The sequence below is a fragment of the Bacillus sp. EB106-04-02-XG92 genome (assembly GCF_058791995.1).
In genome coordinates this window covers 93,490-110,349 of record NZ_JBYTEA010000004.1, presented here as the reverse complement: position 1 = coordinate 110,349, position 16,860 = coordinate 93,490, and the positions used below count along the sequence as shown (strand labels likewise).

17 protein-coding genes and 2 pseudogenes are annotated in these 16,860 nt (G+C 33.1%); 7 read left to right on the top strand and 12 right to left on the bottom strand.

Annotation, left to right across the window (positions count from 1 at the left end):
- Positions 1-387 (bottom strand): exosporium leader peptide-containing protein (locus AC3WVA_RS11980; RefSeq protein WP_492321930.1); only part of this gene is annotated, 387 nt, incomplete at its 3' end.
- A gap of 207 nt (positions 388-594) precedes the next feature.
- Between AC3WVA_RS11980 and AC3WVA_RS11975 the strand changes: the two genes are divergently transcribed.
- Positions 595-1,218, top strand: coding sequence for a BclA C-terminal domain-containing protein (locus tag AC3WVA_RS11975; protein ID WP_492321929.1), 624 nt, complete (start codon positions 595-597; stop codon positions 1,216-1,218).
- Positions 1,219-1,622: 404 nt separating this feature from the next.
- Here AC3WVA_RS11975 and AC3WVA_RS11970 read toward each other — a convergent pair whose 3' ends face one another.
- On the bottom strand, positions 1,623-2,237 hold the full coding sequence (locus AC3WVA_RS11970) for a helix-turn-helix domain-containing protein (RefSeq protein ID WP_141539525.1): 615 nt from the start codon (positions 2,235-2,237) through the stop codon (positions 1,623-1,625).
- 57 nt (positions 2,238-2,294) lie between these two features.
- Between AC3WVA_RS11970 and AC3WVA_RS11965 the strand changes: the two genes are divergently transcribed.
- Complete coding sequence (locus AC3WVA_RS11965) at positions 2,295-2,879, top strand: LysE family transporter (RefSeq protein ID WP_088315583.1); 585 nt, start codon at positions 2,295-2,297, stop codon at positions 2,877-2,879.
- Between the two features lie 322 nt (positions 2,880-3,201).
- Here AC3WVA_RS11965 and AC3WVA_RS11960 read toward each other — a convergent pair whose 3' ends face one another.
- Positions 3,202-3,939 carry an N-acetylmuramoyl-L-alanine amidase gene (locus AC3WVA_RS11960; RefSeq protein ID WP_048529122.1) on the bottom strand — a complete coding sequence of 246 codons (738 nt, stop codon included), beginning with the start codon at positions 3,937-3,939 and terminating at the stop codon, positions 3,202-3,204.
- 224 nt (positions 3,940-4,163) lie between these two features.
- Here AC3WVA_RS11960 and AC3WVA_RS11955 point away from each other — a divergent pair, with 224 nt between their 5' ends.
- Positions 4,164-4,421: a hypothetical protein gene (locus tag AC3WVA_RS11955; protein WP_048529120.1), complete on the top strand. Its 258-nt coding sequence runs from the start codon at positions 4,164-4,166 to the stop codon at positions 4,419-4,421.
- Between the two features lie 109 nt (positions 4,422-4,530).
- Here AC3WVA_RS11955 and AC3WVA_RS11950 read toward each other — a convergent pair whose 3' ends face one another.
- From AC3WVA_RS11950 to AC3WVA_RS11930, 5 genes are all read right to left on the bottom strand, one after another.
- Positions 4,531-6,327 carry an ABC transporter ATP-binding protein gene (locus AC3WVA_RS11950; RefSeq protein WP_098345684.1) on the bottom strand — a complete coding sequence of 599 codons (1,797 nt, stop codon included), beginning with the start codon at positions 6,325-6,327 and terminating at the stop codon, positions 4,531-4,533.
- Positions 6,320-8,074 carry an ABC transporter ATP-binding protein gene (locus AC3WVA_RS11945; protein ID WP_098880959.1) on the bottom strand — a complete coding sequence of 585 codons (1,755 nt, stop codon included), beginning with the start codon at positions 8,072-8,074 and terminating at the stop codon, positions 6,320-6,322. Before AC3WVA_RS11945 ends, AC3WVA_RS11950 begins: the two co-directional genes overlap by 8 nt.
- 222 nt (positions 8,075-8,296) lie before the next feature.
- Positions 8,297-8,893, bottom strand: coding sequence for a DUF1349 domain-containing protein (locus AC3WVA_RS11940; RefSeq protein WP_048529112.1), 597 nt, complete (start codon positions 8,891-8,893; stop codon positions 8,297-8,299).
- A gap of 33 nt (positions 8,894-8,926) precedes the next feature.
- On the bottom strand, positions 8,927-9,811 hold the full coding sequence (locus AC3WVA_RS11935) for a GNAT family N-acetyltransferase (RefSeq protein WP_492321928.1): 885 nt from the start codon (positions 9,809-9,811) through the stop codon (positions 8,927-8,929).
- Positions 9,812-10,071: 260 nt separating this feature from the next.
- On the bottom strand, positions 10,072-10,758 hold the full coding sequence (locus tag AC3WVA_RS11930) for an MOSC domain-containing protein (protein ID WP_098880961.1): 687 nt from the start codon (positions 10,756-10,758) through the stop codon (positions 10,072-10,074).
- A 159-nt stretch (positions 10,759-10,917) separates the two neighbouring features.
- Here AC3WVA_RS11930 and AC3WVA_RS11925 point away from each other — a divergent pair, with 159 nt between their 5' ends.
- A complete protein-coding gene (locus AC3WVA_RS11925; RefSeq protein ID WP_098345680.1) occupies positions 10,918-11,820 on the top strand; it encodes a LysR family transcriptional regulator in 903 nt (300 codons plus the stop codon).
- Positions 11,821-12,075: 255 nt separating this feature from the next.
- Here AC3WVA_RS11925 and AC3WVA_RS11920 read toward each other — a convergent pair whose 3' ends face one another.
- Both AC3WVA_RS11920 and AC3WVA_RS11915 read right to left on the bottom strand, forming a co-directional pair.
- Positions 12,076-12,339 carry a hypothetical protein gene (locus tag AC3WVA_RS11920; protein WP_141539524.1) on the bottom strand — a complete coding sequence of 88 codons (264 nt, stop codon included), beginning with the start codon at positions 12,337-12,339 and terminating at the stop codon, positions 12,076-12,078.
- Positions 12,340-12,404: 65 nt separating this feature from the next.
- Positions 12,405-13,511 (bottom strand): C45 family autoproteolytic acyltransferase/hydrolase, encoded by a 1,107-nt coding sequence (locus tag AC3WVA_RS11915; protein WP_098880962.1) that lies wholly within the window; start codon positions 13,509-13,511, stop codon positions 12,405-12,407.
- A 280-nt stretch (positions 13,512-13,791) separates the two neighbouring features.
- Between AC3WVA_RS11915 and AC3WVA_RS11910 the strand changes: the two genes are divergently transcribed.
- Positions 13,792-14,214 (top strand): hypothetical protein, encoded by a 423-nt coding sequence (locus AC3WVA_RS11910; protein WP_492321927.1) that lies wholly within the window; start codon positions 13,792-13,794, stop codon positions 14,212-14,214.
- 68 nt (positions 14,215-14,282) lie between these two features.
- On the opposite strand, the gene AC3WVA_RS11905 is transcribed toward AC3WVA_RS11910, so the two are convergent.
- Positions 14,283-15,326: an aspartate-semialdehyde dehydrogenase gene (locus AC3WVA_RS11905; RefSeq protein WP_098345676.1), complete on the bottom strand. Its 1,044-nt coding sequence runs from the start codon at positions 15,324-15,326 to the stop codon at positions 14,283-14,285.
- Between the two features lie 129 nt (positions 15,327-15,455).
- On the opposite strand from AC3WVA_RS11905, the gene AC3WVA_RS11900 reads away from it, so the two are divergent.
- Positions 15,456-16,328, top strand: coding sequence for a LysR family transcriptional regulator (locus tag AC3WVA_RS11900; protein WP_098345675.1), 873 nt, complete (start codon positions 15,456-15,458; stop codon positions 16,326-16,328).
- 214 nt (positions 16,329-16,542) lie between these two features.
- Here AC3WVA_RS11900 and AC3WVA_RS11895 read toward each other — a convergent pair.
- Positions 16,543-16,638: pseudogene (locus AC3WVA_RS11895) on the bottom strand (replication-relaxation family protein); the annotation flags it as partial.
- Between AC3WVA_RS11895 and AC3WVA_RS11890 the strand changes: the two are divergent.
- Positions 16,636-16,857, top strand: a pseudogene (locus tag AC3WVA_RS11890) (restriction endonuclease); the annotation flags it as partial. The pseudogenes AC3WVA_RS11895 and AC3WVA_RS11890 sit on opposite strands and share 3 nt — an antisense overlap.
- Positions 16,858-16,860: the final 3 nt, after the last annotated feature.

Genomic DNA, 16,860 nt, shown 5'->3' with positions numbered 1-16,860 from the left:
TGTTATCCCTGTTGCTCCCGTTACACCAGTTGGGCCTGTTATCCCTGTTGCTCCCGTTACACCAGTTGGGCCTGTTATTCCAGGTGACCCCGTTACACCAGTCGGGCCTGTTATCCCTGTTGCTCCCGTTACACCAGTTGGGCCTGTTATCCCTGTTGCTCCCGTTACACCAGTTGGGCCTGTTATTCCAGGTGACCCCGTTACACCAGTCGGACCTGTTATTCCAGGTGACCCCGTTACACCAGTCGGACCTGTTATCCCTGTTGCTCCCGTTACACCAGTCGGGCCTGTTGGAATATAAATTGGCGGAAGAGCCGGAAAGGTAGGTCCAATATTATCTGGTCCAACCATACCTTTATTCAACGATAATTTGTCATTACGATTCAAGTTAATACCTCCATATTTTTGTTTACTAATCAACAAAATAATACATCTATCATTTTAAGAAGAATTCCATCACTACTTTTTTCATTCTTAAATGATTTTTACATATAGTAAACTTTTTACCGTTGCTATAACTAGAAGTATTAATATAATAAAACAATAGTTCCATTTCAAAATAATAAATCGGTTACGCTCTAATTTAAAAATGAGGTGATTTATATTCAAGATAAGAATGAAGAAATAAAAAAAGAACTATTATCACTGGCTCTTGAAATTATTCTTCCATACAGACTTACAGGTCCTACTGGGCCTACAGGGGTTACTGGACCTACAGGCATTACTGGGTCCACAGGCATTACTGGGCCTACAGGCATTACTGGGTCCACAGGCATTACTGGGCCTACGGGCGTTACTGGACCTATTATCACAACAAACTCTATGTTCGCTAATAATACGTTAGGTGGTCCGATTTCAGTCATATTAGGTGGAACTAATATCCCACTTTCTAATAACCAAAGTCTCGGTAATTTTACAGTGAACGCTTCAAATGATATATTTACAATTCCTGTTACTGAGAGATATTATTTAACCTATCAAGTTAATACGACAACTGCACTACTTGCTGGTACAAGGCTACTATTAAACTCTTCAACTCCAATTCCTGGATCTATTTTTTCACCCGCAATATCAACTTCAAATTATAATAATAATTTAATAATCAATTTTATTGCCGGTAATACAATTTCACTTCAACTATTCGGCGTGTTATCCGTAGTTAATTTAGTTGGAGGTGGTTCAACTGGTGCCTCTTTAACAATTATACGAATTGATTAAAAAATGATTCGTTCTTTTTTATAATAATCATTCTTAAATGGTCAAATAGAAAAGATTACGTAATTAAAGCTAATATTCTTTCAATAACTACACGATAGTGATTAAGCAATAAAAAACATTTTGCACTATATTAATAGTAGAAAATATCTATACTAAATTTTCCGTATATACATTATCAATTTACACTTCTTCCTGCCGATGTTACATTGACTAAGAAGACAGTTTCTCAAATGCGAACCATCACAATACGTTTTTGAGAAACATACTCCAATCCTATACGCGAGAGCAATACTATGTTGACACTCAAACGAGTGTCTTTTTTTATGAATTTCAAAAAATAAAACCATCTTTTATAGATGGTTTATCAAAACACATTTCTTTATATTCCTGATGCCATAACAAGTTTATGCAGCTGGATAATAAATGGTCATACTTAACCGAGTTAGCGTACTTCCGGAATTATGATAAAAGTGTGGTCTATCCGCCTTAAAGCGAATTGCATCTCCGCTATTTAATGTATATTTACAATCATTTATTTCAATTGTCAATTCCCCTTCAAAAACCGTTATAAATTCTTCGGTCCCTTCTTTATGGCCTTCCGAACTTAATTTTCCTTCTGTTTCAATTTCAACCGTATAGATTTCAAAGTTCCTATCATCTTGAAAAGGAAAAGATGGATACACTTTATATCTCCCATTGTCTTCTAATAATGCTTGAACATCACTTCGTAAAACGACTTTCGTATCCGGTTGGGGATTATTAATTAAAGAAGTAAAAGACACTTTCAACCCGTTAGCTATTTTCCATATCGTTGTTAATGTTGGACTTGACTCTCCACGTTCAATTTGTCCAATCATCGTTTTACTTACACCTGTTAATTGGGAAACTTTTTCTAAACTTAATTTTTCTTTCTCTCGTATTGTTTTTAAATTTTTCGCCAGAATAAGTTGAATTTCTTCCATAAGAAACACTCCTATACTATATACAACATAACGACCGTTATGTATAATAAAAAGCACACGTTATATTGTTCTTTTCGGTCATTATAACATACAAAATAATTAGGGGGTTTTGAAATGCCTATATTTTCTTTTTTGTTATTTGTTTTTATAAGTAGCTTCACACCCGGACCTAACAATTTTTTAGCAATGACATACGCTAATCAACATGGTTTAAAAAGGAGTATGCAATTTTGCTTCGGAGTAGCTTTCGGATTTTTCATCCTCACTTCCTTATGTAGCTTCTTTAATATTGTCCTAATTAAAATTCTACCCATAATTGAATTTCCATTAAAAATTTTAGGTGTAGTTTATATGCTTTATTTAGCTTTTAAAATTCTTACTAGTAAAACTAGCACAGATCCCGATGAAAAATATAATAAAAATTTATTCACAGTAGGAATATTCCTTCAGTTTGTTAACCCTAAAGGAATACTATTCGGGCTAACTGTAGTATCAACTTTTATTCTCCCTTACTACAATTCATATTCAAGTTATCTACTTTTTTCATTATTTCTAGGTGTAGTCGGCTTAATGAGTACATTTAGTTGGTGCTTATTTGGTTCCATGTTTCAAAAACTTTTATTAAAGCATACGAAATCATTTAATATCATTATGGCCGTTTTATTAATGTTTAGCGCTATTTCAATTTTAGCCAATTAAATTCAAATTCTAAAATTCTATTTAATACTATGTATTACCTATAAAGCTCAGATTTCCAATAAAACTCTCTCATACAATACTTATTAATTTTCAAGGCAGTAGGCGTCCCCTCTATCTAATCTAATTCATACGAAATAAAGCGAATCTTTAGTCTTTAATCAGCCCGATCCCCACCTAAATTCTTTGCTTTTTCTGAATTTAGATGGGGGCTTACTTCCTGTTAATGCGGGATAAAATTATAAAAAGAGGATTACTCATTAAAAGTAATCCTCTTTTTTGTGCCGATTGTATTTTAAATATACTGTTCCTCAAACTAAACTCTTTACTTAACTTCATACCACCAACCTTTACGATCAAGGTAATCCGTCATTCCTTTAAGCTGTGCATCTGAAGTTGGTTCAGAGATAAAATATGTTAGACCATCCGATTGTAAGATGAATTTGGCCGTCATTTTAAGAGATGTTAATGCTCCCATCACATCAGGTGTTTCATAAGGGGAAAAAGCTCCTGTTTGAATGATATTTTGTTTAGATGGCGGAGTTGTCCCACTAGACTGCCCAGTTAAAGCATACACAATTGAATTTGCAATCTTATCTGGATTCCATTTTGCCATATCTGCTTCATTATCGATAAATCCAAGTTCAATTAAAATTGCAGGTGCTTTCGTATTCGCTAATACATAAAGGTCTTTTCGTTCCTTAGCACCACGATTTGTCCAGCCGATATCTTTTGAAAGTTGCGCTGCTACTTTTGCTGATAAAGCTTGTTGGTCATAGTACAGAACTTCAACACCATTAGCATTCGTATCATATGAGTTTAAGTGAAATGAAACTACTAAGTCTACATCATGTGAGTTTGTTTTAGATACGATGTTATTTAAATTTTGAGCTTGCGTTGTCCCTACTTCATCAGTGTCATCATAAACTGTATGCCCTAAAGCTCTTAATTTAGCAACAACTGCATCCTTAACTTGTCGATCCATAATGTGTTCTTTCCGATTCCCATAATTTGCACCTTGTACAATACTATTGTGACCTCCATGTAAACTATATCTAGCCATTGTTCCACATCCTTTTTTATCAATATATTCAAAGCTCGTCTTATTGTCCGGTCAAATATCCTGTACAGCTCAAGCAAACAATAATTAGGGCACTAATCTATTCTCTAAAACAAATATTTTAAGTTACGACATTTATCCATTTAAACTATTTATTTAGAAATCTTTTTATTGTAATACAGAAAAGTACGTTATAATATAAGTTACTGTTCTTTAGGAGGGGTTTAATGGCAGATAAATATAAATTTTTGATACTCATTGTTACAGTATTTTTTTCTTTCTTTTCCTTAATAAAAGATTTCCGTAACACTTCAAAAAGTTTCTTTTGGGGGAGCTTTACAATCTTAACAAGCTTTCTATTATTATTAACTCATGCTTTAGAATTAACTCCAATACTTCTCTATTCGGCACAGATGGCTCTTGAGATTATTACAATTCCACGTAAATTAATTCTTCCATCTAGCACTGAAGTTGCTTGTTTTTAGTAACAATCCGTGTATTTAAAAACTTCAACTCTATATTTCTAATTATCTTTACAAATATAAAAATGCGGTTTCTCCTTCTAAGAGAAACCGCACCATTTCAAAATTGTTATTAAATTTTAAACTGACTCGTATACAAGTCAAAGTAAAAGCCTCTATCTTCCATAAGAGATTCATGATTTCCTTTTTCAAGAATACTTCCATCTTTTATAACAAGGATTTGATCCGCTTTTTCAATCGTTTTCAATCGATGAGCGATTACGAAACTTGTCCGACCTCTCATTAAATTATTTAGTCCTTCTTGTATTTGCAATTCTGTTCTCGTATCAATATTAGAAGTTGCTTCGTCAAGAATTAATATATCCGCATCTGCTAAAATCGCTCGTGCAATCGCAAGAAGTTGTTTTTGTCCTTGACTTAAATTCGATCCTTCTGAAGCTATTTTTGTTTCATATTGATTCGGTAAATGCTTTATAAAAGAATGCGCAGATGCTGCCCTAGCTGCATTGATTACTTCTTCATCGCTAGCATCTAATCGACCATAACGAATATTATCCATAATTGTCCCGGCAAATAAATACGTATCTTGTAAAACTACTCCTATTTTACTTCGTAACGAATTCATATCATAATCTTTTATATTTTTTCCATCAATATGAATTTGTCCTTGCTGTATATCGTAAAAGCGCGTTAGCAAATTAATAATTGTTGTTTTACCCGATCCAGTTGGACCAACTAAAGCAATTGTCTCCCCTGGCTGCGCCTTAAGACTCACTTCTTTTAAAATTGTTTTATTTTCCTCATAACCGAATGAAACATTCTCAAGCGCAACATGTCCTTGTAAATTTTGTACGATGAATGCATCTTTTTTATTTTGGATTTCTGGTACTTCATCCATAATTTCAAAGACACGTTCTCCACCAGCAACTGCCGCTTGAATCGTATTCATCAAAGTTGCGAATTGACTGAGCGGTCTTGAGAATTGACGAGAATAATTAATAAAAGCTGCAATGACACCTACTGTTGTCATTCCATTTAAAACCATTACTGATCCAGTCCCAATTACAAGCCCCATACCTAAGTTATTTATAAAGTTCATACTTGGAAAAATAAAAGCTGAAAATGTATCCGCCTTCGTAGCAGACATTCTGAGTTGTTCATTAATTTTATTGAAATTTTGTACGGTTTCTTTTTCTTTCCCGTATAACGTTGTAACATCCGCTCCAGTTATAGCTTCTTCAATAAAACCATTTAATTCTCCTAAATCTTTTTGACGCTTTGCGAAGTTTTTACCACTATAAGCAACTAATTTTTTTGTAACGAAAAACATAATAGGTACTGTAATTAGTGTAACAATTGCTAAAATCCAATCTAATGCGAACATCGCAATTGTTACACCTATAAAGGTTAATGCTGATGAAATAATTTGTACAACACTTTGTGTTAACGCTTGATTCAAATTATCTATATCATTTGTCACACGACTCATTAAATCCCCTTGAGAACGTACATCAAAGAACCGTAAAGAAAGCGTTTGGATTTTCTCAAAAATATCTTGTCGTATTTTTTGAATCGTTTTTAATGCAACGTTAACCATGACAAATGTTTGCAACCATGTTAATAATACCGTTACACCATAAATCGCAATAAGTAACAAACACATTCTCGCCGTACCACTTAAATCTTTCGGCACAATATATTGATCGATAATTACTCCCATTAAATATGGACCTAACAGCCCGAGTAACGTCGTAACAAATACTAAAAATATAACGAACGTAAGAGCAGCCTTTTGATAGCCCATATAGTTCCATACGCGCATTACAGTTCCTTTCGTATTTTTAGCTTTACCCACCTTAGGCGCGTTACGCCCACCTTTATTAGCAAATTGTCCTTGGAAATTACGCATGTTCTTTCCCACCTTCTTTATATAAATTACCACCTTGGGAAAGATAGATTTCTTGATATACCTCACATTGTTCTACCAATTCTTCATGTGTGCCATTACCTACTAATTCACCGTTATCTAAAACGAGAATTTTATCAGCATCTATTATAGATGAAATTTTAGAGGCAATTAATATTGTTGTGGTTCCTTTATATTCTGTTCTTAATGCCGATTGAATGTTAGATTCTGATTTAGCATCTACAGCAGATGTTGAATCATCTAATATAAGAATAGATGGCTTTCTCACAAGCGCCCTTGCGATTGATACACGTTGTTTTTGTCCGCCTGATAAATTCGTAGCACCTTGTGTTAAATGGTATTGATAAGAATCTTCTAGCTTATTAATAAACTCAGTCGCACAAGCTGCTGAAGCTGCTACTTCCAGTTCGCCCTTCGTTGCATCTTCTTTACCATAACGTAAGTTCTCTTCTATACTACCTGAAAACAACAATGCCTTTTGCGGTACAAAGCCTATAGAAGCACGAAGTTTTTGTAAATCATACGCCTTAACATTTATTCCATCAATGCATATTTCACCTTGATCAACATCATATAAACGCGGTAACAGTTTTGCTAAAGTAGATTTACCACTCCCTGTAGAACCGATAATCCCTATCTTTTCACCTTTACATATGCGAAATGAAATATCTTTTAAAACATATTCATTATTTTTCGTATAACTATAACTAACATTTTTAAAGTCAATTTGCCCCTCAATTTTCTTAGGCACAAGCGCATTTGTTTCACTCTTAATATCAACCTCAGTATTTAAAACTTGCTGTACACGATCCGCGGACGGAAATGCTCGCGCGATTTGCATAAATACCATACTGATAGACATAAGTGACATTAAAATAATATTCAAATAGTTAATAAACGCTAATATAGCTCCTACTTGAAGCGTTCCATTAAATACTTTTTCTCCACCGATCCATAATGTTGCGACAATCCCGCCGCTTACAACTAACATAATGATTGGCATCATTAAAGAAATAAGCTGCACTGCTCGAATATTTATCTTCGTTAAATTTGTATTTACTTTTCCAAACTGAGTGATTTCATATTTTTGTCTTACATACGCTTTAATAACACGTACACCAGATAAATTTTCTTGCAACTTTGTATTCACTTTATCTAATGCTTCTTGCACTTTTTTGAACGTTCCGCTCGCTTTACTTGCAATAAATATAATCGCAAGCAATAAAATTGGAACGACTACGAGTAATATAGGAAATAACTCACGTGCTGTTACAAAAACAATTATTATACTTCCGATAAATAACAAAGGACCACGAACAAGAACACGTAATGTCATCGTCATCGCCGATTGAATTGAAGTAATATCATTTGTCACAATCGTTAATAATTTCCCAGTTCCAAATGAATCACGATTTTCACTAGAAAATGTTTCTATTTTCGCAAATACATCTTTTCGTATGTCTGTAGCGAAATTAACTGCTGCTTTTGTAGAATACATCATGCACCCAAGTCCTCCAACTAATCCGAGTGCTGCAGCTCCTATCATAAGAAGCCCCATTTTTATTACATAATTCAAATCACGGTTTGCTATCCCAACATCAATAATATGTTGCATAATAGTCGGTTGAATTAAGTCCATCGCAACCTCAAGTACCATAAATAGCGGTCCAATAATAGCGAAGAACATGTATGGTTTTAAATACTGTAATAACTTGCGAAATGATTTCATACATAATCTCCTTTTTCCTTTGAAATTACCATTTAATAATTCATCCCCTCCTTACTTAAACGATGTAGTTTGTAATTTCTTTCTTATTTCTATTATATTATGTAAATTAATATTTAACATTATTAAATGATAAGCATTTATGACTTTCTGGTCAATAAATGTGCTTTATACTACGCAAATAGAAAAACCGTATTCTTAAGTAGAAAGAATACGGTTTTTCATCTATATCTCTTCAATTGTAAAATCTAAAAACTCAGTCTCAAATCCATTGTTTTTAGAAGGACTACACGTGTAAAAACCTATTTTAACAGGTGCATTCCCTATATCCTCCATCAAATGAGCGATTCTTATTTGTTCCCATTGACAGCTGTTTTTTACATATATTATATAATCGCCACGTTTACGAACAATTCGAAAACGAAGTTGCTCGTTAGCTAATTCTGTTGGAAAGTCTTGTGTTGACCAATCAGAATATCCATTATTCGTTACGACTGCTCCTAAATGAGAAGGGCCATCAGGAATATACTCTAATGAAGTTTTCAACCAACACTTTTCCGAAATCATAACAAAAAGACCTGCTTGATCGTATTTTGAATTTGGATTCATACACAATTGTACTTCAGCTTGAAAGTCTGTCATCATTTCATTATAAAATACATGACCATTCATTACTTCAAAACCATAATGTGTTTTAAGCCAAAAATCTGTTTCTGCTTTCGAACGGACAATAAACGCCTGATTGTCATTAATTTTATAATATTCAGGGACATTCATTATAGTGAGCTGCTCAACATGTTTAGGTATATATGATATATTCATAGTTCCTCCATAATAAAGCCTTTATACAAACCTTTAAAACTCCGCTAATACTGGGAATTTATATCCTTTAAAATCTAACTCTTTATTACTTCGAGCCATTAAATACTTACTTGACTGTAATTCTGTAAACTGTACATCCTCAATCCCTAATTGATCTGGAGAAAAGTAAAATTCGATTTCTGTAAATCTTTCGGCGATTTCCCCGCATATTTCATCTAAAACTGGAATTACTGGTGCAAATACTCCATATAATTTCAACTTTTCATTATCTACTTCATATACAATTAGAGCATCTAGTTTCTCTGAATAATACAATTTCTCATTCCATTCCGAATCATACATATTCAAATAAAACGAAGGATGGAAGTTTAATGTTGAAAAATTATTTGAAATTCTTTGGCTACTATCAATAGTTTCATGTATTAACTTTCTATCCTCTTCCCTATAATAATCTAATTTTCTAAGTAAGGAATCATTATTATTCTTTTTATCATATAGAATAGTCATTAAATACTCCTGCACAACTTTAAACCCAAATGATGCATATAGTTCAGGTTTTTCCGTAAACAATAATGTACATTCACATTTCTTATCGATTTCTTCTATCATTTTACTTATTAATTGCGTCATAAGTCCTTGTCTACGAAAATTAGGGTGAGTCATTACCGATTGAATGCCCGCTGCATTTATTCTTTCACCATTTACTAGCAATGGTAGCGAAAATACCGCAACATTCGCAATCGCTTCATCGTCATGTAAAAATGATAAGGCTTTGTATGTATCATCCCAATAACCTCTCTCTGAAAAATCATTCAATGTTTGAATTGTAATTCCAAACACTTCTTCAAATAAAGGAAATAACTGCTCTCTTTTCGGTTCTGCTAAAAGAAGTTTTTCAAAAATTTCAACATTCCCCATGTTGTCCCTCCATACGTTAATTGCATCAAATTAGATTTAGTTATATGACCTGCTCTTAATGTAATAGGTCTTACCAATCAATATACTATCATAAAATATAAAAAAAGAGTCTAATTAATTTTATGTTTTGACTATTCGAAAATAAGTCGAATAAAACAATATTAAGATTATTGAATATTAATAAGTTTATTATATAAAAATAGTGCTTTCTACTTCGTTTTTACTCATAGAAATACACCATTTATAAAAAAGATTTTTTATTATTTTTTCCCTTCTAGTCTCTCCTTCGTATTAATTTCTTCCCCCCTCATTCGCTTTTCAAATGTATTTCTCCAACTTGTAGAAAGCGCACGTACTTCTAAGACCCTTTTTAGCCCTTCTATATTTTGTTTTTCCTTATGCATAATACGATTAGCAAATGCTACTGTAACACCTTTCGGATCAAGCTTTATTAACTTTAATGTATCAACAGGTGATACCCAACCTTCTTCTAATACACGAAAATAAAACCCTGTATATCCTGTTTCTTGAAAATATAATGGTAACTTTGGAGTATTATATTTCTTTGCTAATTTAAAACAAGGTTGTCTTGGCTGCGTTACTTGTACAATCGCTTCTCCAATTTGAAATGTATCACCAATGCAAACATCCTCTTCACGCATATCACTAATTGTTATATTTTCTCCGAATGCTCCATATACAAGACCTTGATTCAGCTCTTTTTCCCAGTAGTCATAATGTTCCGCCGAATATACGCACACTGCTTTATCTACTCCGCCATGATGAAACAAATCCGCCTGGCCATCCCCATTAAATTTCACAAAGGATAAAAACACCGGTTCCTTTACTTGTTTTTTATTTATACCTGTATGAATTACCTTTCCGCCGTATATAACCTCTTTTGGCAACCCTATATTTAAAGATAATAATTGATATTCATTATCCATTATATTTCCTCCTTTAAAGGTGTAACATGACTTTTCACTCTCAATTTCGTTTTCACTATTACCTCCGTAATATAAAGTTGATTATAAAACTCGGAAAATCATTGTTCAATCCAATTATTTATATAATAATGATAGGTATAACCTATCATTAAACTTGAGGTGATTCCAATCGAATTACGACAACTTGAATATTTTTTAGCTGTTTCAAAAGAATTGCATTTCACAAAAGCAGCTGAGAAACTAAATATTTCACAACCTTCTCTCAGTCAGCAAATACGTGCATTAGAACATGAAGTAGGAGTGCCTCTTTTCGATCGCATTGGTAAAAAAATATCTTTAACTGATGCCGGAAGGATTTTATTATTACATAGTAAAACCATTTTTCATGAAATCGAACAAGCTCGTTCTGCTATTCAAGATTTAAACGGATTACAGCAAGGTACCTTAACAATTGGTTCTTTGTTAACCGTCGTAAATTACTTACTACCACCAGCTATTTTAAATTTCAATCATTTATATCCCAATATAGAACTTTCTGTATTAGGGCTTCGCACCGGAGATATTCGTGAAAAATTATTGCAAAATGAACTAGACATTGGAATTACATTTCTCCCATTGCAAGATAAGGAGATTATTTCTATCCCTCTATACAAAAGTGAACTTACATTAGTCGTACCAACTGGTCATCGATTAGCTGAACGTAATCATGTATCTATTGCTGAATTACAGAACTACCCTTTCATTCTTTTACCTAAAAATTTCTTTTTAACCGAACTATTTACATCTCATTGTCAAAAATTCAACTTTAAACCAAAACCAATTTTAGAAATTAGTATGATGGAATCTTTAATCCAAATGGTTTCGAAAGGAATGGGAATTACAGTGTTACCAAAACCTTATATAGACTTTTTACAAAATAAAAACATTCGAGCTATTAAAATAGAAAATCCTACTCCAACAATAGAAATAGGGCTTATTTATAGAAAAGATAAATATATGTGTGCTGCAACTCGAGAGTTTATTGAGCAACTAAAAAGAACGGTACATTCTTTACAAAGCTAAACGAACAAAAGAGATTATCCTATAAACCCGTTTCACAACGACTTAGTAGAATCATCTCTTTTCAAAACAAAATATAATATTATATTAACATTCGCATAAAGTGAAACTTTAATTAGTGGGGGTTTTCTTCATCCCCTACTGATTATTAGCCCTCACCAATCGGACTTTAATGGGCAGCCCGCCCCCCACCTAAATTCTTTGCTTTCGCTGCATTTTGAGGTGGGGGTCTTACTGCCCATTAAAGCAGGATAAATTTCAATGTACCTTTTTAGATATTGAAATATATTTCGTAAAATATGCTCCAACTAGCAATAAAACAATTGAAATGAACCAAATAAAAATCCCGCCAAAGTTAAACCAATATGCAAACAAATTCAAGATTGCTAGTGTAAAGAAACAAATTGAAGTTAACGCACTCTTCAATCCTTTTACCCCTGCTTTTTTTCTTTTTTCATAAGTAATATACATTGAAACGGTAACAAATAAGATAAGAACAATCGGTAACATAACTTTTAGCAATGGCATTCCCTCCCGTATGTAGGCCTCGCTATTACCATATTACCCATTGCTCTTTTTGGAATCAATTAATAACGTTCTTCCCTCCAAAAGTCGGCATACGTTTTATTTTTTAAGTTCACATTCACCTTAGAAAACGGAAGACGTTCTCCAACTTTCAATGAGTACCAGTCGTTAAAAAGTGGAGATCCAAAACAAATATTCATTGTACGATTATGTAAATCAAATAAGACAGAATGTAAAGTTCCAAACCATTCTTCATAATTGTGTACTGTCAGCCCAGTAGGATACTCTTTTTCTACTAATCCTTTTAAAGACTCCATACTCACTAGTTCATTTTCATTTAAATATTCATACAATGTGTGATATCTGTTTGTTGATTGTTCTAATCTTCTATTATTCAATTTTTGAATAGGTAAACTAATCGCATGGTTTGTTGATACGATAAAATCATGACTTTCCTCATCAATTGTGGTTATGGATTTATACCCATCAAATATTTCAATACGCGCTGCGTCTAGAGAATCCGCCACAATTAGATTAATATTACTTGCAATTGGCATTTCATCTATTAGTAATTTCGCCTCCTGCACATTTTTACATTTCTCCAATAATACTCGAATTACTGCAAAACATTGTAAACCACTTACCGCTGGCTTTCGTAAACCTTCAATATTTCCTACTGGCTGACCGCATGCTGAAAATGTAACAGATAACCCACGCTCGTTAACTCCTTCTGTTCGGCCAAAATATTGAGTAGAAAAGCCACTATGCACATATGCACCTTCAACATGCGTCGAGCAAAAACGCATATCATCTACTTTTGGAGACAAATCATAATTTCTTAGTACATATGTGTGCTTTGAATCTGTTTTTTTAGGTAACACGACACAATGACTACATCCTGCTTTTAATAATGTTTGATAATAATACATCATATGTTTAGCAGGAATTTTCAATACTTCACAAAAACCTTCAATTTCTTCATTAATTCCAGGACAATATTGATGTAATATATTTCTAGATTCTATCCAATAGTTATCTGATACTATATGTTCTTGTTGTATGAATTGCGGAATAAGATACGGATGATTTTTCACAAACTCTCCTTGTTGCTTTCCGATATCATAATAACTTCCTTTTAATGATGAAAAATACCCCTTTACTTCATACATCACATTTCCCCCTCGCATTGATTATATCCATATCATACCAAATGGATTTTATTCATTCTTGATGTTTTTTACTATCCCCCTTAACACCATCCCATTTAAAAATCTCTTCTAATAATTATTTGATAGAAATCTAGACACTTGTTACTATTACCGTAGCTTTATTTCAAAATAAAGTAGTTTAATATTAAATGAGCAAAATTCTATATTGAGTCCACTTATAAGTAATCAATTAATTATTGTAATAAAAAATTATTTTACAGTACAAAAGGAGAACATATTTATGAGCAATTGCAAACCGATTGATGAACTAACAATTGAAGATTTGAAACAAAACCCCATATGGGAATGGGCAATAGATGAAGAAGAATATGATGAAACATGGGTGAAACCAGCGGCAACTACTAACTTTACAGAAGAGCTAAACCGTTCAATAGTACTAAGCGAATTACTCTTACATAATGATGAAAAATTCCCTATGATGTGCGAAATTGATATAGAACATGAAGAGGTATTAATTAGATCTGTTGTTTACTATAATGAAACAGAAGATGAGTATATTGCTTTAGAAGATGTAGTAAAAAAACTTAATCTACCTGTAACAATCCATATAATTCTTACTATTAATGAAGAATCTAAAACGTTAATATTTCCCGCGAATAAAGTAGATATTTACAAAAACACTATAAAAACTAATTTATATTAAATTCTCACAAAAGTAAGAACTAGGAATCTATAGTTTCCTAGTTCTTATAGTACTTGTTTAATTCTATACTAAATAATCCCTTCCTCCACCAACGTTTCTGCAATTTGAACTGAGTTCCAAGCAGCACCTTTTAATAAATTATCGGAAACAATCCAAAGATGGAACCCTTTTGGCGTATCAGGATCTTTTCTAATTCTCCCGACAAATGTGTCTATTTTCCCTTCTGCATATAACGGCATTGGATACAGCTGTTCATTAGGATTATCTTGTAATATAACACCTGGTGCATCTAGCAGTACTTCTCTTATTTCTGCAACGGTCGCTTCTTTTTCAAGCTCAATATAAACAGATTCTGAATGTCCTGAAACAACTGGAACACGCACACAAGTTGCTGCCATTTTCAAATTTTGATCCTCCAAAATTTTCTTCGTTTCTTGAATCATTTTTACTTCTTCAAATGTATAATCATTATCTGTAAATATATCTACTTGTGGCATTACATTAAACGCAATTGGATAGTGTTTTTTGTCTTTTTTCGCGGGCAATATAGTACTCTCCACTTCTTCACCTGCAAGCATTGACTTAGCCTGTTCTTTTAACTCCTGAATCGCATGAATTCCTGATCCTGATACAGCTTGATACGTTGAAACGATAATTCGTTCTAAACCAAATGATTTTCGTATTGGCTGAAGAGCTGTCACCATCTGTAATGCTGAACAATTCGGAACTGCAATGATACCGTTATGCTCCTTTAAAGTGTGCGCATTTACTTCTGGAACAACGAGCGGTACATCGTGAACCATTCGGTATTCACTCGTGTTATCAATTACGATTGCACCACTAGACACTGCATGATTAACAAATCGTTTTGAAACTTCTCCTCCTGCACTAAAAAAGGCAATATCTACTCCTTCAAAGCTAGTTGCTTTTGCCTCTTGTATTATTATCTCTCGTCCTTGAAACTGCATTACCTTACCAGCTGATCGTTTTGACGAAAGTAATGTAACTTCAACTATATTAAAATTAGTTTCTTTCTCTAACAGTTCAATAATTTTCTGTCCAACTGCACCTGTAGCACCAACTACAGCTACATGATAGCCCTTTTCGATCATCATTTCTCCTCCAATATAACTTAAATGAATATTTCTATAATTTTATTTTATAGAGAATTTAACCATTTGGAAAATTGAAATACGTGATATAATCATTCACAAATCATGATAATAAAAGAGGGATCACTTATGGAAATGAGACATGTTAAAACTTTTTGTGCCATCGTTAAGTATGGTAGCTTTTCTAAAGCTGCTCAGGCGTTAGGTTATGCGCAATCTACTGTAACAGCGCATATGAAAGCATTAGAAAACGATTTACACCTCCCTCTTTTTGATCGATTAGGGAAAAAAATACTTCTTACAAAAGCAGGTCATCAATTTCATCCCTATGCTCTAGAATTACTAGCTATTTATGAAAAAGCACAAGAGATCCCTCAAAATAGTGATAATTTAGAGGGAACATTAAGTATTACATCTAACGAATCATTAGCAGTGTACCGATTACCACAATTATTACGTATGTACAAACAAGAGAATCCGAAAGTAAATATCATACTGGAAACTACTACAAACGAACAAGCAATGAATAAGCTACGTGAAGGAGAATCAGATGTTATTTTCATAATTGGGGAAAGCATGGAACATAATGATTTTATTACGCGTACTTTTTGTAATGAAGCATTTGGATGGATTTTACCTACACATTACTCAACACACTCTAATCCATTTTGTTTACTAAACGATACCCAGTTTATCTTTACAGAACAAAGCTGCGGCTATAGACCGATGGTAGATCGTTTTTTACGGCAAAGCGGAAATGTTCCAGCTAAAACATTTGAAACTTCCAACGTTGAAGTCATTAAACAATCTGTCATGTGTGAATTAGGAATTTCAATTCTTCCTTACATCGTTGTACAAGAAAGTTGCGAAAAAGAACAACTCTGTTTTCAGCCTATCGAAACGCCAGCAGTTATTCAAAGCCATGTAATCTATCATAAATCTAGATGGATTTCACCTGTAGTACAGTCGTTTCTTTCACTATTAAAGGTAATAAAAGTATAAAATAATATGAAAGAAAACCTGCTTTGAAATCCTTTGAAGAATATCAACTCACATTTTCTTTAATACTACTTATATAAAGGCTGTTTTTATGAGTTTTTCGTATAAGTGTGATTTCATTAATTAAAACTATTTTCAAAGACGACATATCAGCGATAATCTATGTCTATTTCGAATAGGTGTTAGCAAGTTCGTTTGCAAACTAGTTAGCACTTTTTTATATTCCCTCCAATACATACGCTCTCACAAAAACATCATATTTAGCTGCTAACTCTTCCAGTTTCTTTTCTCTGTATTTAGTCAAGGAAGAGAAACTAAATTTGTTGAAGTGAAAAGACATACACAGGGAGCGATTTGAAGACCTGCTATCCAGAAACTCCATGGTGCCATTGTTGATGCTTATGCTGTTTGAGAAAATTTCGTTACACTGAGTAATTTCAATAAAAATACAAGGAAATATGCAGCTAATAAGAACATCGAGTTAATTGATGGGGGTGCTCTTATTAACATGATGAATTTAGATACAAACTAAACA

Bases quoted from the DNA above. Each gene is read 5' to 3' on its own strand.
- AC3WVA_RS11910 (WP_492321927.1), top strand. From the start codon at position 13,792: ATGAGCAATTGCAAACCGATTGATGAACTAACAATTGAAGATTTGAAA.
- AC3WVA_RS11905 (WP_098345676.1), bottom strand. From the start codon at position 15,326: ATGATCGAAAAGGGCTATCATGTAGCTGTAGTTGGTGCTACAGGTGCA.
- AC3WVA_RS11945 (WP_098880959.1), bottom strand. From the start codon at position 8,074: ATGAAATCATTTCGCAAGTTATTACAGTATTTAAAACCATACATGTTC.
- AC3WVA_RS11900 (WP_098345675.1), top strand. From the start codon at position 15,456: ATGGAAATGAGACATGTTAAAACTTTTTGTGCCATCGTTAAGTATGGT.
- AC3WVA_RS11940 (WP_048529112.1), bottom strand. From the start codon at position 8,893: ATGAATATATCATATATACCTAAACATGTTGAGCAGCTCACTATAATG.
- AC3WVA_RS11955 (WP_048529120.1), top strand. From the start codon at position 4,164: ATGGCAGATAAATATAAATTTTTGATACTCATTGTTACAGTATTTTTT.
- AC3WVA_RS11965 (WP_088315583.1), top strand. From the start codon at position 2,295: ATGCCTATATTTTCTTTTTTGTTATTTGTTTTTATAAGTAGCTTCACA.
- AC3WVA_RS11960 (WP_048529122.1), bottom strand. From the start codon at position 3,939: ATGGCTAGATATAGTTTACATGGAGGTCACAATAGTATTGTACAAGGT.
- AC3WVA_RS11915 (WP_098880962.1), bottom strand. From the start codon at position 13,511: ATGTATGAAGTAAAGGGGTATTTTTCATCATTAAAAGGAAGTTATTAT.
- AC3WVA_RS11950 (WP_098345684.1), bottom strand. From the start codon at position 6,327: ATGCGTAATTTCCAAGGACAATTTGCTAATAAAGGTGGGCGTAACGCG.
- AC3WVA_RS11935 (WP_492321928.1), bottom strand. From the start codon at position 9,811: ATGGGGAATGTTGAAATTTTTGAAAAACTTCTTTTAGCAGAACCGAAA.
- AC3WVA_RS11930 (WP_098880961.1), bottom strand. From the start codon at position 10,758: ATGGATAATGAATATCAATTATTATCTTTAAATATAGGGTTGCCAAAA.